General features: G+C 45.7%; 14 protein-coding genes. 1 reads left to right on the top strand and 13 read right to left on the bottom strand.

What is annotated here, in order from left to right; all coding sequences use genetic code 11:
• The 5 genes from ACX93W_RS12090 to ACX93W_RS12070 all read right to left on the bottom strand — a co-directional run bounded on the left by ACX93W_RS12090 (position 1) and on the right by ACX93W_RS12070 (position 6,698).
• A complete protein-coding gene (locus ACX93W_RS12090; RefSeq protein WP_459392622.1) occupies positions 1 to 2,334 on the bottom strand; it encodes an ABC transporter permease in 2,334 nt (777 codons plus the stop codon).
• A gap of 35 nt (positions 2,335 to 2,369) precedes the next feature.
• The gene (locus ACX93W_RS12085) at positions 2,370 to 3,020 is read right to left on the bottom strand and encodes a TetR/AcrR family transcriptional regulator (protein WP_459392621.1); all 651 of its coding nucleotides are present in this window, start codon (positions 3,018 to 3,020) and stop codon (positions 2,370 to 2,372) included.
• A gap of 183 nt (positions 3,021 to 3,203) precedes the next feature.
• On the bottom strand, positions 3,204 to 4,961 hold the full coding sequence (locus tag ACX93W_RS12080; RefSeq protein WP_459392620.1) for an S-layer homology domain-containing protein: 1,758 nt from the start codon (positions 4,959 to 4,961) through the stop codon (positions 3,204 to 3,206).
• Positions 4,962 to 5,061: 100 nt separating this feature from the next.
• Entirely contained in the window at positions 5,062 to 5,748 is a 687-nt protein-coding gene (locus ACX93W_RS12075; RefSeq protein WP_459392619.1) for a helix-turn-helix domain-containing protein, read from the bottom strand.
• A gap of 62 nt (positions 5,749 to 5,810) precedes the next feature.
• On the bottom strand, positions 5,811 to 6,698 hold the full coding sequence (locus ACX93W_RS12070; RefSeq protein WP_459392618.1) for a cation diffusion facilitator family transporter: 888 nt from the start codon (positions 6,696 to 6,698) through the stop codon (positions 5,811 to 5,813).
• Between the two features lie 496 nt (positions 6,699 to 7,194).
• On the opposite strand from ACX93W_RS12070, the gene ACX93W_RS12065 reads away from it, so the two are divergent.
• Positions 7,195 to 8,673, top strand: a complete 1,479-nt coding sequence (locus ACX93W_RS12065) for an Lsa family ABC-F type ribosomal protection protein (RefSeq protein WP_459392617.1) — start codon at positions 7,195 to 7,197, stop codon at positions 8,671 to 8,673.
• A gap of 154 nt (positions 8,674 to 8,827) precedes the next feature.
• Here ACX93W_RS12065 and ACX93W_RS12060 read toward each other — a convergent pair whose 3' ends face one another.
• From ACX93W_RS12060 to ACX93W_RS12025, 8 genes are all read right to left on the bottom strand, one after another.
• Complete coding sequence (locus tag ACX93W_RS12060; protein ID WP_459392616.1) at positions 8,828 to 9,502, bottom strand: response regulator transcription factor; 675 nt, start codon at positions 9,500 to 9,502, stop codon at positions 8,828 to 8,830.
• The gene (locus tag ACX93W_RS12055) at positions 9,499 to 10,479 is read right to left on the bottom strand and encodes a sensor histidine kinase (RefSeq protein WP_459392615.1); all 981 of its coding nucleotides are present in this window, start codon (positions 10,477 to 10,479) and stop codon (positions 9,499 to 9,501) included. The genes ACX93W_RS12060 and ACX93W_RS12055 overlap by 4 nt, the downstream gene beginning before the upstream one ends.
• Before the next feature lie 40 nt (positions 10,480 to 10,519).
• On the bottom strand, positions 10,520 to 10,744 hold the full coding sequence (locus tag ACX93W_RS12050) for a CPBP family glutamic-type intramembrane protease (RefSeq protein WP_459392614.1): 225 nt from the start codon (positions 10,742 to 10,744) through the stop codon (positions 10,520 to 10,522).
• Positions 10,741 to 11,061 carry a hypothetical protein gene (locus ACX93W_RS12045; protein ID WP_459392613.1) on the bottom strand — a complete coding sequence of 107 codons (321 nt, stop codon included), beginning with the start codon at positions 11,059 to 11,061 and terminating at the stop codon, positions 10,741 to 10,743. Before ACX93W_RS12045 ends, ACX93W_RS12050 begins: the two co-directional genes overlap by 4 nt.
• Before the next feature lie 992 nt (positions 11,062 to 12,053).
• Positions 12,054 to 13,568 carry a glycoside hydrolase family 43 protein gene (locus tag ACX93W_RS12040; RefSeq protein WP_459392612.1) on the bottom strand — a complete coding sequence of 505 codons (1,515 nt, stop codon included), beginning with the start codon at positions 13,566 to 13,568 and terminating at the stop codon, positions 12,054 to 12,056.
• A gap of 37 nt (positions 13,569 to 13,605) precedes the next feature.
• On the bottom strand, positions 13,606 to 14,496 hold the full coding sequence (locus tag ACX93W_RS12035; RefSeq protein WP_459392611.1) for a carbohydrate ABC transporter permease: 891 nt from the start codon (positions 14,494 to 14,496) through the stop codon (positions 13,606 to 13,608).
• 29 nt (positions 14,497 to 14,525) lie between these two features.
• Positions 14,526 to 15,455 (bottom strand): ABC transporter permease, encoded by a 930-nt coding sequence (locus ACX93W_RS12030; RefSeq protein ID WP_459392610.1) that lies wholly within the window; start codon positions 15,453 to 15,455, stop codon positions 14,526 to 14,528.
• 75 nt (positions 15,456 to 15,530) lie between these two features.
• Positions 15,531 to 17,051: an ABC transporter substrate-binding protein gene (locus ACX93W_RS12025; protein WP_459392609.1), complete on the bottom strand. Its 1,521-nt coding sequence runs from the start codon at positions 17,049 to 17,051 to the stop codon at positions 15,531 to 15,533.
• Positions 17,052 to 17,068 lie beyond the last annotated feature (17 nt).

Genomic DNA, 17,068 nt, shown 5'->3' with positions numbered 1-17,068 from the left:
CTACTCCTTTATGTGGTCGGCGATCGCTATTTTTCCCGTTCCCGATGTGCCGATCAAAGTTGCAAGCAGGACTGCGCCAACCATCATTAACGGCAATAGCAGATAAGCCGACAGCGGATTGACCTCAAACGAAAAGGATGATGCTCCAAGTGATGAGATCACTCCACCGGCAAGCGCCTCCCCGAGCGTGCCCGACAGAAGCAAGCCAATCAGAATACCGATAACAAGGACAAATATCGACCGGGAAGCATATTGCTTAACCATATCCCTGTTCGTAAAACCAACCGCTTTAAGCACGGCAATCGATGCTTTGTCCTTCGCAACAAGCATCTTCATAAAGAGAAGCGTGACCAGCACCATAACTGCAAGCGCTACGACAATCGCCGCTTTTGAAGCCGTTCCTACCGAACTGATCGTTGAACCAAACGTTTGGGAGACGAATTCATCGATATCGGATACCTTCGCAAAAAGGAATTTGTTTCCGTATTCCTCAACCTTTTCGCCAACCCGGGACTTATCCGCTAGCTCAGCGCTAACGACACTCCACATCGTTTCAGCTGTACCGTCGACGAAAACTGCCTTAGCGGTTTTGCCACCGTTGGTCACGTCTGAATATATCCCGGTTACCGTTAACGCTTCCTCCTTGCCTGCAATAACTAACGTAACGGCGTCGCCTACCCCTTTGTCCAGCTCTTTAGCATTCAGCGACGAAAGTGCGATTTCGCTCTCACTAAGAGGTTCTCTGCCACTGGCATAATTCAAGGGAAATATCGAATGATTGCCCAGCTCGATTTTTATCCGTTCCTCCGAACCGTCGGCCTTTTTGGCATAAAAGGTTTTGGTTGTCAATAAAGCATAACGGGATATCGAGGAATCCTCCTCCATTGCCTTCGCGATTCCAGCAGCTTTATCTTCTATGCCGCTGGTTTGCTGAATGTCGATACGCATGTCGCTTTGCCCGATGCCCATATAGGCAACGAACCCTTTGGAGGAAATGGTATTATGCAGATTTTGTGGAACGATCATAATAAAAGTGGCTATAACAAGCACTGCCAGCATGGTGGCATAGATGCCTTTTCTGGAGAGAACATCCTTGATCCCGAGAAAAATATTGCTGTCCACCCATCGGTTCCTGCTTAGGCGGACCCGCTTGGAACCAAACTTCCCTTCTTGGGTTGCTCCAAACCGCAAGGCCTCCGAAGCAGAAAGACGGCGGAAACGCCGCAACACTCCCAATACAAAAACAATGATGACCAGAAAAACGACTGCTACTCCAATAAATCCGAATAAAATGGCATAGTTGGAATTTTCGCTTTCTCCCATATACAGACGAATATTTTCAAGGAGCATCCCTCTGAATAAAAAAGAAAGGGCAAAGCCAAGTATGCTGCCCGCCGCGGCAATAGCCGCATATTTGGCCAGATATATTTTTTTAATATCGGACAGCCTTAGTCCAATCGCTTTCATTACGCCGATTTCACGGTAATCATCCTCGATTTTTGCAAGCAGCGTGAAGCGGATACACATCATGGCTATCGCAACAACAAGCGCGCTGACCATACAAATAACGGCGATCATAATCCCGTCGGATATTGCGTTAAGCATTTTGAACAACGGATAGGTTAGCGCCGGCCCGTTGGCTTCAAGCTTCGCGGCAGTATAGGCTGTTTCAAACTCGCCGAGCTGGGATAGATCCTGCAGACGGAATTCAATCAAATACTCCGTATTCCCGTAACTCTCCAAATCGAAGTAATCCTGTTTGCTCACAAGAAATCTTTTGGACGAGGCCAGCAGCGAATTCATTTGTGAATCCCGTAAAAAGCCGGCAACAACCAGTTCCTTCCCATACACCTCGAGAATGTCCCCGACCTTTGCGATGCCATTCTTCATATACGCGATTGGCACATATACTTCTCCATTGGAGGGTTTAATTACGTTGCCATCCAAATCTAGAAGATAATCGAACGTTTCGCTTTGGGTGGCAAATCCGTTATCCTGAACACTGCCGCCCAGAGAGTTGCCGTCGATGACAATTCGCGCGCTGTCCACATTCGAAAATTTGGCAACCTGGAATGCCTCTACCTGGAAACCATCCCGCCCCGCATTTCCTTGCGCAAAAGCCTCAAGCCGTTTAACATCAATGTCGCCGGAATGCATCTGCAAAAAATGCGGTGTTTTCGACTGCGTCATAAGGGTATCGATAGCTCCCGCAAGATTCACGGCCAGTATGGCTGCCAGAGAAACCAACATGGCTGCTGCCGCAACAAAAATCGTTGTGGTTATCGTGATGAGCTTGCTTTTGGCCATATCATTACGAATGATTCTGAAAAACATGGTTCACCTCGAGTCTCCATAATCTGTCTTTTGCTTCAATTGTCTACTGTGTCGTTACCCCGTTGGAATATCGGCATAATATGGGACAGAAGGCTCCCGCTTTCGGTGCCAAGCAGCCGCTCCACGTTGAAAATAAACGCCTGGATGCGCGAAGCCCGTTCCTCTCCCGTCATTTCAATCATATCGTCATCAAAAATGACATTGGCGTACACAACAACCATCTCCATGCACTCATGCGGGTATGGTGTATGATAAACGCCTTGTTCAATGCCTTCGCGGATGATTTCCGCCAAAACGGGAGTTACGCCGTTAATGATGGCTTTTTGAATTTTTTGATGCATCAGGGCGTTCTGGGGCTTGTGAATATGCTCCATAATTTCCTTATCGCTATCGCCGCTCAGGTTCATAGCCATAACGACTCGGGTAATGCGTTCATTGACCGGGATGTTGCTATTGACGGCAATTTCATGGGCAGCTTCCAGAAGGCGAACATTATAGCGCTGTATCAAAGCGTCCATAATATCCTCTTTCGACTTGAAGTGATAATACAGTGTCCCCCGGGCAATGCCAACCATTTGCAAAATATCGTTGGTAGTCGTGCCGTCAAACCCCTTTAGCCCAAACAATTTATCCGCTGCATCCAATATTTCGTTTCTTCGTTCTTCCGGTTCTTTTGTTACTCTCATCTCACCGCTCCTTCATTGTCGACCGACTGTCTGTCTATAATGTAATTGAGGGCGTTAGAAATGTCAAGAGGGGTTGTCCGAAAAGTCAAGTGGAAGTAATAAATATTCAGCAGAGGACCGGGAGAAACCGGTTTTGCTAAATATTTATTCACCGTTTAGACTTTTCGGACAACCCCTTATTTATTAATGACGGGTCATTCGAACAATAATGGCAGCGGCCTGTGCTCTCGTTGCTGTCTGTGATCCAGAAAAAGTTCCATCGGGCATGCCAGAGATGATTCCAGCTCCAATAGCGGCACCGACCCAGCCTTTGTTCGAGATTCCATTTGTATCGGTGAATACATCTGCAGCCGATGCATTTTCCGATAGATTCAGAGCTTTTGCAGCCATTACTGCGATTTCTTGTCGTGTAATGGCTTGGCTTGGATTAAAGGTGCTGCCGTATTCTTTCGTGCTAATGATACCAGCCTGCGTAGCCGCATCGATGTAAGGCGCAGACCATCGATTTTGTGCGACATCGCTAAATCCGGAGGTTTTAACAGGGGTGCCTGTCCCTAACGTCTTTACAAGCATCGTGACGAATTGTTCACGAGTGACGACGCCCTCTGGCTTAAACGTACCGTCATCATTGCCCGTTACAATTTCACTTTGAATTAATGTCATGATGTCTTCCCTCGCCCAATGCTGCTGAATATCCGGGAATTTCAATTTGTACTTGGCTATTCCAAGCATTGAATCATAAGGACCTGATTTAAATAAAAAAAGCGTCCCGTCCGGTGCCATCCTCGTTTGGGTATAGGTGTTTAAATAATTCTCCGCTAAAAAATATCGCAATAGCTTGCCGTTTAGATCCAATTCAACACCATCAAAATAAATACTGTTAAAATCACTTACCGTAATATGTGAATCGTCTACGGTCGATTGATTATAACGATAATACTCGCGTTGGAACGACCACTTCTTATTTCCCTTTTTATCGTAAGCTAGTAAAAGGGGGTACCCTTTATCGTTATTGAGAACACGCGTCTTGACATATAGTGTTCCATTGCTTCCCCACTTTACATCGTAAAGCGAACCGATTTTTTCGGACCAGAGAAGCTCCCCTTTTGAATCTAAGACAGTCAGTGTCTTTGCGAAATCGCTGCCATTACTGACATCAACTGTAATTAAGCTGATGGTACCGTCATTTGAAAACATTTGGCCCCATTGCATTTCGGTGGCAAAATCCGATGACTTGCCGATTGAATATTCGTATTTCGTTTTGCCGTTTTTATCGAGCACAAGCATTTTCCCGTTCCATTTAGCAGAAGCACCCGTAAACAAAAGTGCCGACTCTCCGTTTGTCCCCCCAATGACAGCAGATAATTCCAGTTCTGCTTGGGTATACGTGTATTCCCACAGCAGCTTTCCCGTGTGTGAATACTTATAAACACGATTGATTGGCTTTGAACCATGGTCATAATGATAAGGGTAACCATCCTGCCCGAGTGTAGGGATCCTATCCAAAGATGGATTGGCCGGTATCTTAGCTTCCCATAGGGACTTACCGTTGCTGCCGATCGAGAAAAAGCTATAGATGCCATTGGAATACGACCTTCCAATGTATTCATGAGTGGCTCCAGCATACTGGCCAAACGAATTATCATAAAAAGACGTAACAAACATTTTCTTTCCCGTTTCAGGGTTCAACCCGTAGACAGAGATTACTGGTTCTCTACCACCTGGCCCCCCGCCTGTTCGCGCTGAAAAATAATCAACACCATTATATTTACGGTAAGAAGCTTCGAGATTTACGAAGTTACCATTTGCCGGCATCGCAATATCATACACTTTTTTCAAAGCATCATCGATCACTGCTTCAGCTGAAATCGGCTTTACCCCCAAGTTAAAGACCAGAGTAAAACAAAGCATCCCTACGACTGCGAATCGTTTCATTTTCATAAATGATTTAACATCTGCCTTCCGATATCTAATCTACAGCTATCGGAATTAATAATAACTCTGCTCCATGATATTATCTGTCGACTTTAAGTCACATCGACTACTTGATAAGTTCATTTCCCCGTATACCAAGAAGAGTGTATGCTCTGTCAACCATCTCTTTATTTTTTGAAAAAATATGAGTCGCTTTATCATGAATACCGCTGTCTTTAGTCACATGATTTAATTGTTGCACCATAAATTCGGAATTACACAGCGCAACAACCCTGTTGCTGTACGAGGTTAATTTTTGTTGGAAAATTACCGCCGCCTCAGCTACTTCAGGGGAATATACGACAGCTTCGCCATCAACCGTTTTCATATCTCGATGATCAACTAAAATATTCAACTCATTTTTGCCGTATGCCGAACAAATCCCCAGAATGACGGATGACAAATAATCAACATCTTTTTTGCCGGAAAACAAGCCATTGACCTGAAAGGCCAACACTCGATTGTCATGATCAAGCTTATAGTTAAATCGTTCTGTAAAAGGTGTCGTAAAGTCATTGGACTGATAAGCAATATTGGTTGAGAACCTCTCGTCAGAAAACAAATACGTCATTGTAACATGGAGTGCTCCAGCAATCTTTTCAATATTCACTAAACTGACATTCCGTTCTCCTCGTTCTACTCCGCTTATGTAAGTTCGATCCAGCCCGGCTCGAAATGCCAGCAACTCTTGCGACATCCCGCTTCGGGCACGCAATTCTCTCACTCTTTGTCCGAATTCCAAGCGAATATCCACGAGTTATTCCTCCATATCCTCCATGATTCAAATTCGAGAGTATTACCAATGAGCTGTTAAGCCTAATGAGATACCAAATGGAGAGGTTCATAATGAACATGGACGTCATAAACCTCGTCTGAGGAATCCTTTAATGCTTTTTCCACATGGGTGGTAATTTCGTGCGCCTCATAAAAAGCTATTTCCGAATTAATGTATAACGTGACATCAACGACGGCATTGTTTCCATAGTTCCTGGCTTTTAACGTCTTGATTGATTCAACTCCTGGAACCGCCATAATAATTTTGCGGAACGATTTTATTGTTTCTTCATCAAAACCGTCCGATAAATGATGGGAGGCGTCTCTGAATATATCCCACGCTGTCTTACAAATAACAACACCAACAAGAATAGCAGTTAATGGATCCAGCCACGGCAAGCCAAATTGGGAACCTAGAATACCGATAACAGTGCCAATGCTCACCAGCATATCGGACAAATTGTCTTTAGCCGCCGCCATTACAGCTTGGCTTTTTATCTGTTGAGCCAGACGTTTATTGTAGCTATAGACAAAGTACATAACAACCGCACAGAAAACTCCAGTCCAAGCCGAAATCAGGTCAGGCGACTCATGTCCTCGCTGCGTTATTGAAGTAACAGCTTGAAACAAAACCTGCAAGCCAACAGCCATCATAATAAAGGAAGCCACCATGGAAGCAATTGTTTCCGACTTCCAATGTCCGTATGGATGATCCTTGTCAGCAGGTTTTTGTGCCAAACGCAGACCTATCAGCACAGCCACAGAAGCTACGATATCTGTTGCGTTATTTAAACCGTCTGCTTTTAATGCCTCCGATCCTGACATAAATCCAATTGTTAGCTTGAGGGCTGACAACACGATATAAGCGATAATACTTACAATCGCCCCTCTTTCACCCAATTTCAGCTCCGCGAATTTTGCTTGATCCACTAGTTGTACTTCCTTTCATCCACCATAATTTGTACTTCACTTATAGTAGCAAGCGATTATGGAGTGGGTCTAGAGAAACGTTTTTTCAACGAGATAACTTTTTGGACTGACGCAAACATTTTTTCGCCTGACAACAATTATTGCCTCCGCTTAAAAATTCGGCTTACGGGCTAGACGTGGCGAACAAGATCAGGTCTATGCCAAGCAATTCGCAACAGCTCCCACTCGGACTAAAGGTTGAAGCACATACGATGTTGTGCTACACTGTTAGCAACTTTAACGACAGGAGCTGAGGCGGATAATGTAATATTTCTTGCTTACGATTAAAAGATAAAACAGAGCTGTTTTATTTTTTGCGAGCAAGAAAGTTACTTATTCTCTTCACTCAACGTGCATACATTGCTGTTCCATCATCTGTAATGGAACGGTTGTATCTATTTGGGCTACAAGAAGGGTAACTTTCTTGTAGCCCATTTTGTATTGGAGGAGATTATCCATGTCATTAATTAATGTCGCCAACTTAACTTTTGCTTATGAGGACAGCTACGACAACATCTTTGAAAATGTCAGTTTTCAAATCAATACCGATTGGAAATTAGGCTTTACGGGAAGAAACGGCAGGGGCAAAACAACCTTTCTGAACCTATTGCTTGGCAAGCACGAATACAGCGGCAGCATATCCGCCAACGACGGTTTTGAATATTTCCCTTTTCAAGTCAGGAACAGGGACGCCAATACCTTGGATGTGATCGAGGAAATCTACCCCGACTATGAATATTGGCAGCTTTCAAGAGAACTATCGTTATTGAAGGTGTCGGAGGACGTCTTGTATCGCCCTTTCGATTCGATGTCCAACGGGGAGCAAACAAAAGTACTGTTGGCAGCCCTGTTCCTGAAGGAAAACAGCTTTTTGCTCATTGATGAACCAACCAATCACCTCGACATTCACGCCAGAAAGCTGGTCAGCGATTACCTCAATTCCAAAAGCGGATTTATATTGGTATCGCATGATCGCGCATTTCTGGACAATTGCGTAGACCATATTCTTTCCATCAACAAAACGCAAATTGAAATTCAGAGGGGCAATTATTCGGATTGGTGGGAAAACAAGCAGAGACAGGACCGCTATGAGCTGGCTGAAAATGAAAAGCTGAAAAAGGATATTAACCGGCTTACCAATGCCGCCAAACGAACAAATCAGTGGTCGCATGAAGTCGAAAAAACAAAAAATGGAACCCGCAATTCCGGCTCCAAAATAGACAAAGGTTATGTGGGACACAAGTCGGCCAAAATGATGAAGCGCTCCAAATCAATTGAGCAACGACAACAGTCCGCTATCGAGGAAAGCTCCAGGCTTCTTAAAAATATCGAAAGCTCGGAAAGCTTGAAATTAGCTCAACTCCACTATCACAAGACGCAAATGATTGCATTGGAAAACGTGGCGATCAACTACGGAGAGCAAACGGTATGCAGCGGCGTATCCTTCTCCATTGAGCAGGGAGATCGCATAGCTTTGGCGGGGCCAAACGGCTCGGGAAAAACAAGCATTCTCAAGCTCATTCTGGGCGAAGAGACTAACTATAGCGGAATATTACGAAAAGGAAGCCAGCTAAAAATCTCCTATGTTTCACAAGACACGTCGCAGCTTAAGGGGAACTTAATCCATTACGCCGATGTCAATCGAATTGATGTGAGCTTGTTTAAAGCGATTTTAAGAAAACTCGATTTTTCGCGTCTGCAGTTCGAAAAGGACATTTCTTCATTCAGCGGCGGACAAAAAAAGAAGGTGTTGATCGCAAAAAGCCTTTGCGAAAGCGCCCACCTCCATGTGTGGGATGAACCGCTAAATTTTATTGACGTCTTTTCCCGTATGCAAATTGAGGAATTGCTGCTGGAGTATTCGCCGACTATCCTTTTTGTCGAGCATGATCGCGAATTCCGAAACAAAATCGCCACCAAAATCGTCGAGCTTTAATCGCCAGCCATATCCATTAACACTAAGGAGGATGATCCCCATGTTTGATATCGTAGATGTTTAGGTGGACCGCTGTTGTTCGTTGACGCGGTTCACTCTGCACTAACGTTTCCCAAAACAGCCGAAAATGTAGCGCAGCCTCGATCCCATCGCTTCATGTCGACAAATAACCCTTTAATAACAAAACTGCTTTAGCCCGGTCATTGGTGCCGATTTTGGCGTAAATGTCGCTGAAATAATTTTTGACCGTACCTTGCGTCAGATGCAGCTTTTCTGCTATCTCCCTGGAGTTGCAGCCTTCCACGAGCAACCGGGCAAGCTCACGCTCTCTTGGAGTGAGCTCAAGCGCTTCGCCGGCCTTTTGTAACTGAACATTCTGGTTGCGGATGTTCAAAGCAAGCTTGCGGGCCACCTTGCCAGTCAGAAGCAGGTTGCCGGACAAAGCCTCGTGAATGGATTGCGCCAGCTTAGCGCCGTCGATGTCCTTGAGCAAATAACCCGCCGCTCCATTGCTTAAAGCTTCTATGATGTACGCATCGTCGTCAAACGTCGTCAAGATCAGGATCACAATGCCAGGATACCGCTCCATAATGACTTCGGTCGCCTTTACCCCTCCCATGCCCGGCATGCGGATATCCATCAGAATAAGATCTGGAACACTGTTTTGAAGAACCTCAAAACCTCGAAGCACCTCAAGCGCTTCCTCCCCGCTTTCGGCTGTACCGACAACCTCCATATCCGGCCGCAGCGAAAGCAGCGTTTCCAATCCTTCCAGCATCAACCTCTGATCGTCCACAAGCATTACGCCGATTTTCCGATTGCCGCTCATTGCTCCCGCCCCAAAATGGTGATTTTTATTTGATCTCCCCGACCATGTTTTAACGCATTGGTGATTGATTCCTTGATGGCGTTGACCAAGACGTATTCCTGAAGGGGTATTAGCGGAGTGCCGATCCCACTATGAAATTCAAATTGAACGCCTGTATGCTCTGACGTATCCCGCATCATTTTCTCAATGTTCTCCCGTAATCCACGTTTCTCGTTGCCGCCTTCTGCTTTTAAGGCTCGCGCGACTTGGCGAATATTGCCTAGTCCCTCCTTCAACTGCTCACGCGCAACGCGGATTTTCCGGAGGGCTTCCTCCGGCTTTACGTCAAAGAGCAGGCTCGCTCCTTCCAAGGCCACAATCGACGTCGTTAACGTATGACCGACCGTATCATGAACCTCTTCAGCAATACGGGCCCTCTCCTTAAAAACCGCCAGCTCTTCCCTCATTTTGGCCTCCTGAACCAACGCCCTGTTTAATCGAAGGTTCATATCCCTCCCATTAAGCAGCAGCTTGGTGCTCCAGATCGGAAGAACCAGACAGGTATAGCTCAACAGGTAAAAAATATGCTGCCATACATCCCTTTCATCTTCCGGCCACAAAAAAAGATAAACAATAAATCCGATGTAGGCAAAAGGAAGAGCGTACCACGACTTGTAGTTTAGAAGAATATCCGCAGCAATAATAACAAATACAATGCTTTCGATTTTGGTGCTGCTTCGCAAAAAGACAAGAAACAGCAGTACGATTTCAGCAATTGGCGAGCATGCTGCAATGGGCTGAAGCTTGGGGTGGTTTAGTACATAACTCGAATGCCTTAAAAAATACAGCCCGATCAGAATACCAACAACAATGAAGTGCCGATAGTGAGACAAAATAAGGTAAAGCAGCAGCAAACTCACATAGGCAGCGGTCAATCCGTAAAAGAAAATACGAGATACCTTCGTATTGCTGAGACTTTGAAGGACTGAAATACACATGAAACCACTCATCTCTTTTGAATTGTCTCCTGCACTCTCCTTACAGGAAACCTAAAACGACGGCAGAAACGCCAAGCAGCAGCGGAATGGCTTCAACGCCATGGATAATGATTGCCGGCCAGAAGCTGCGGTATTTGGCATTCAAAAATCCGTAAAACAACGAGCCGATCAGAAACAAAGGAACTTCCGATATTTTATGAAGATGGTACGTTGCAAACAATACGCCGTTCATGGCCCAGTCCCACTTGCCGAAAGCTCCCTTCATTTGGGGAAGCAATACGCCATTTTGTAAACCTTGAATGTTTTCGGATGGGTGGGATGATTAAGCCATAGCCTTTTTTTCAGCTTACCCCAGCTCAGAGCCCCCAGTTCCTTCTTCAACACAATAACGGACAACGCAAACTGCCACATCATGCCAACTGTCATCAGCAGCCAATAAAGAATACCGGGGTGAAAGCTGACGACAGGAACAAGCAGCTGCAATAAAATAAACCGGAAAAAGACCATTGGCAATGTCACCAAAGCCCAAAGCCCCGCGATTTTGCCGATGCTGTATTGTTCAACGCCTGTTTCTCCAATCAACCCCCCCCCCCCGCTTGGTCAGTCAGCTTTCCCGCTTCGTTATCCAACTTTTCCGCTTCCCTGATCAACCTCTCCACTCCTTTAATGACAACGTTGCTTACGCATATAAAGGTACAAAAAAAGGGGCTGTCCAAAAAGCCGATCCGCGTATCTGATTCAAATAAAAACGCTAATGGACATCCGTGTCCGTTAGCGCTTATTTTTTAACTTTTTGCGTTTGTAACGGACATTGATGTCCGTTACAGTGAAAATTATCCAATAATTACCCATTTTGGGGCTCTAACGGACAAGGATGTCCGTTAGAATTTCAAAATCTGCGTTTTACGCGTCTAACGGACTTCCGTGTCCGTTAGAGCGTTTGACTTTTTGGACAGCCCCGTCAGTATTGTGAGGGAAGCAGCTTGATATTCTGAATATGGCAGCCTATAGCAGCTAAAGAGTGCTAGAAGATAACTTCCTGACTCATCATCATCTCCCCCTTACATTATTCAATTTAGGGTAATAATCGAATCTGCCGCTGTTCTGGTTAAGCTTCTAATCATACAACAAGGAACGCATGCTGGACAGGTGATACCCATCATAGAGTCCATGAGCCTATATCTATACAATTAAATATGTCATTATTTAACTGGGATTTTTGCAATCTATTTATAAATAGATTAGCTCATATTGCCGTTCGCGCGTTAGGAAGCAATGAGAAAATCGAGGACGATATGTACGATGCCATCAGATTTGGTCTGATCAGTGGTACAGGCGACGGCAAGCTGGAACCCGCAGTAAAAAAAGCAACAACGGAGGCTTGTTGACTGGCAATAATATTTCGTTCACTGCCTTCTTGCTTGAAGATGCTGTTATTCGGGAGAAAAAATAGCGATAATTACTCGTTCAGAAGAACGGAAAAGAAACCTCTCCTTCGGCGGTTGGCAAGACATTCACCCAACAAGCCAAGGAAAGGTTTCTTTTATCGTCAAAAGAAAGGAGTTAACCTACGATTACAGCTCCGCATATTCGAACCAATCAAAATGGGCGGGGGTGGTTGATGGTTTCCCGTTGCCGGTAGCGTACATTGCGATTAATACGCCCGTAAACCCTCCAGCTACCTCCGTTGCCAACATGGCGCATTCCCCAAAACCCAGCCAAAGCGCCTCCGAATCATCACGGGATATCCCAAAGGCGTATCTCTCTTTATCGGCTTGGATCGTTAAGCAAACGGAATCCTCGAACCATGGCAATTCGTTTTCGACCTTCCATAATGAGCCGAGACGCCTGCGAAAGATTACTTTCCGTTCACCCGATACATTAACAAGCGCAAGGTCATAATGAAACTTTTCATTCATATAGAGTGTTAATCCTGCTTCTTCGCCGCTGGCAAGCGGCGTAAATATCAGCCGGGACGATACTCTGCATGCAAAATGCTGTTGTTTCCTTCCCAAAAAAGCAGGAGCTCCCCCATCATCCAGCGATGCAGAAGCGCCATACAACGTCAAGCAGCTTGCCTTTTCGCATAACGACCAGCGCTCCGGGCTAGCGGAACGCATAAAATTCCATTCCGGAGCCAATACCGGCTGGTCAAAATCATCCCAAACCGATACCGGAGGCAAAGGCTTCGAGTGCTGAAGACTTAAATTCCCCGCAGACATTTCTTCGTAGACGCGCCCATTGTCGCCAATAACCGGCCATCCATTCTCCAGCCAAGTCACGGGCGCCAAAAACGTTTCTCTCCCGAGATGGTGGCGATTCGGATAGCCGACGGGGCGTATCCCTAGAAACACAGCCCACCAGTCGCCATCTGGCGTTTGCACAAAATCGGCATGCCCCGTTGCCTGAATCGGCGACAGCAAGCTTCGATGGGTCATAATCGGATTGCTCGGACAGCTCTCGTATGGTCCCTCTGGATGTTTGCTTCTCGCAACCGTCTCCATGTGGCCATACTCGGTGCCGCCTTCCGCGATAAAGAGATAATACCATTGTCCGATTGCAAAAATATGCGGCGATTCCGGATATTGCCCGCCCGTGCCTCTCCAGATGAGCTTAGGCTCTGTTAGTCTTTTGCCCGTCGTCAAATCCACTTTGCTCTGATAAATGGCTTGGTCGTAGGAGGTCGTGTAATAAACCGTTCCATCACGATCAAAAAACAAATCGGGATCAATGCCGGGATGGTCAATAAACAGGGGGTTGCTCCATTTCCCAAAGGGATCAGCGGTCCATACGAAGAAATTGCCTCCGCCCGATACATTGGTCGTCGTCATATAGAATCGTCCGTCATGATGACGAATGGTAGGTGCGTAGATGCCGCCCGAGCTGTGGGCCTCAGCAACATTCAATTGCTCGTCGCTTGTCAGGCAATGTCCGATTTGTTTCCAATGCACCAGATCTTTGCTGTGAAAAAGCGGCACGCCGGGAACATATTGAAAAGAGCTGTTTACCAAAAAATAATCGTCACCCGCCCTGCAAACACTTGGATCGGGATGAAATCCGCTAATAACGGGATTGCGATACGTCGCCATGTCCTCACTCCGTCTCTTCTTGTTGTGGCTTGGAGCACTATTTGACTGCGCCTATCGTAATCCCCTTAACAAAATACTTCTGGAAAAACGGATAGGCGATCAGAATGGGCAATACGCCAATTGCCGCAATGGCCATTCGTACGGATGTGCTTGGAAGCTGGGCAATTGCTTGACCGGCTGCCGATCCGGCCGCGTTGCTGTTGCTGGCCAGAAATTGAATGTCCATTATCATCTTTGTCAGAATCGTCTGGATGCCAAACAGCTTAGAATCCGTCAGATAGATCAGGCCATTAAACCAGTCATTCCAATACGCAATCGCCTGGAACAAACCAATCGTAGCCATGATCGGAAGCGACAGCGGCAGAATAATGCGGTAAAAGATTTTAATTTCGCCAGCGCCGTCAATGCTTGCCGCCTCGATTAAGGCCGGAGGAATGGAGGTCAGGAAAAACGTGCGAACCAGCAGGACGTTAAAACCGCTCATTAAAAGTCCGGGGATGAGCAGGCCAAACAGCGTATTTTTAATATCAAAAATTTGGGTGTACACAAGATAAGTAGGAACCAGTCCGCCGTTAAACAGCAGCGTAAAAAAAACAAGAAACGTCCAAAACCGGGACAAAGGCATGTCCCTGCGCGACAATGGATAGGCCAGCATCGACGTAATCGCAAGGCTGACAGCCGTCCCTATTACGGTAATAAGCACAGTAATGCCATAAGCTCTGCCAATTTCCAGATTATGAATCCAGAGATATTCGTACGCTTTTAAACTGAATTCCTGGGGGAAAAATGTGTAGCCATTCTGAATGATGCTTGCTTCGCTGCTTAACGAGGAAATAATAAGCAGACAGAACGGAACGATGCATGCAGCCGCAAAAAGCGTTAACACCACATTGGCCACGATGCTGATCCCTTTGTTTTCCAAGGCCATTGCCGTCCACCTCAATCCATTAGTTTCAATTAGAAAAGCGCATTTTCGCGATTAACCTTGCGAACCACATAATTTGCGGTAAGTACCAAAATAAAGCCAACAATAGACTGATAAACGCCTGCCGCGGACGCCATGCCGATATCGCCCATAACCATAAGTCCTCTATACACATAGGTATCGATAACGCTTGTTGCATCCGATAACATGCCTGTATTCATAGGCACCTGGTAGAACAATCCAAAGTCGGAGTAAAAAATACGGCCGATGCCAAGCAGAATAAGCATCACAATAACCGGTGTAATCAACGGGATGGTTATTGCACGAATTTGCATCCATTTGGATGCGCCGTCCAGCGTCGCAGCTTCATAATATTCATTGTCGATGCTGATGATGGAGGCCAGATAGATGATGCAAGAGAAACCTACCGATTTCCATAGATGGACAATCGTCAATATATAAGGCCAGTATTTCGGTTCGGTATACCAGGAGATCGCATCTATACCGAACAACGGCAGTATCGACTTGTTCATAAATCCGGATTCCATACTGAATGCCGCATAAGCAAGGTAACCAACCACAACAAAAGAAATCAGATGCGGCAGCACAATGACGCTTTGATAGAAACGGGACAGAATTTTTTTCCTGACTTCATTTAATAAAATGGCGATTCCAATTGCCAGTATCGTTCCCAAAACAATAAAAACGGCATTATACAAAATGGTATTGCGAGTAATAATGTAGGCATCGCTTGTTTTAAAAAGGTATTCGAAATTTTTGAATCCAACCCAGTCGCTTCCCCATATGCCTTGCGTAAAATTGATGTTTTTAAAAGCGATAAACATCCCCAGCATCGGCAAATAATTATTGATGAGCAAATAAATCAGCCCAGGAAGCATAAGCAGCATAAGCGGCCCATATTTCAGCTTCGACTTCCACCCGCTTCTTATCGAATTGCCCATGCAAAATCCGTCCTCTCCATGTCTCTTGAAAGAGACAATCCAACCGACAAGAGCCGATTGGATTGTCCGATTCCTTTAGTTCACTCCGTTAGCTGCTGCCCAAGCGTCGAGCTGCTTTTGTTTCTCTTCGATAATTTTATTGATGCCGGCGTTCTCCAGCTTTTTCAGGAAATCAGGCAATGTTTTGTCAACATCAACGACGCCGCTTTCCAGCACTCTGCGGAATTGCTCCAGCACCGCGTTACATGCCGCGATTTCATTTTTCAGAGCATCGCCGTTAAAGGAGAAGCCTAGTGCCTTGGAAGTGGCGGCCGTTTTATTGAATGCTTCCATGTTTGTGTATACATCGGGATTATCGCCTTCAAACACATAGGACAAGAACTGATTTCCATGCATCCAGCTGTAGTTTTTGTACGGTACATTATCACTAGTTACACCTTCGGGATATTGAATCATATTGTCGTTGCCTTCAACTTTTACATAATGTTTGCCTTCAATGCCCCAGTCGATCAAATTGATGATTTCTTTATCCGTATACATTAGGTTAATAAATTGAAGCGTTTTGGCCGGATCTTCGGATTTGGCAGCAACGCCGATTGCAACGTTAGTAACGGTATCGGTTTTGGCAACGGCTTGTCCGGTACGTGCGGCTACCATATCGACGCCTACGTTGCGGCTTTCTTGCTCTTCAAAACCGGGTTTCATCGCCGAGAGCCAACCCGCCGCTTTGCCGGATTTTACAATAACGTTTGTAAATTCTGGAGTTGTTGCCGCATCCTGCAGCAGGTAACCTGCAAGGTACCATTCGCGCAGCTTGCGCAAAATATGCTCGTATTCCTCCGAAGCAAACAGGTTGACGACTTTCAGATTATCCAGGCCGTTGTTCATCAATACACCCAAATTGTTGCCAAGCGGATCATGGATAGCATAGGTGCTCAGAATGGAACCGTTGGACAGGTTAGCCGCGCCAACCATGCCGGATTCATTTTCTTTGATCGCCTTAAAAATAATTTCGATATCATCAAACGTTTTGACTTGATTCAAGTCAATGTTGTGTTTTTCAACCAAATCTTTTCTAACGATAAAGCCGTAATCCTGCGCCAAATCGCGAATGCTTGGAATGCCGTAGCTCACGCCGTCGACTTTGGTGGCATTGTAGTAGTTTTCGCCCAGCACATCAATTGTGGATTGTGCATTTTCCTCCATCATGTTTCCGATCGGATAAAGCGCGCCACGGGAAACCTGGGTGCTGTAGTCGCCCAACATCGCGAACATATCCAGCTTTTCGCCGCCGGAGAGCATCAGGTTGATTTGATTGGTAAAAGCGCTGTTGCTGATGGGCAATAGTTTGACCGTTGCATTGATTTTTTCTACTGTTATTTTGTTGATTGCGTCCTGAACCTGTTGAAGGTCTGTCGGGACACTTTCAAATGTAGGGTATGCATAAACAATCTCGTAAGGCTTGTCGCCTCCGCCATTGTTGCCCGTACCCGCTTCTTCGCCTTTATTGCCGCCGTTAGAGCCATTCCCGCTGCAAGCGGACAACATTAACGCCATTGTCAGCAGCAGCGTTAACCAGCCATGCTTTTTTTTCATCTCTTTTCCCCCTCATG

This window comes from Paenibacillus sp. CAU 1782 (genome assembly GCF_054551715.1).
Note: the sequence above shows the minus strand (reverse complement) of the source record. Positions and strands in the feature narration are given on the sequence as shown.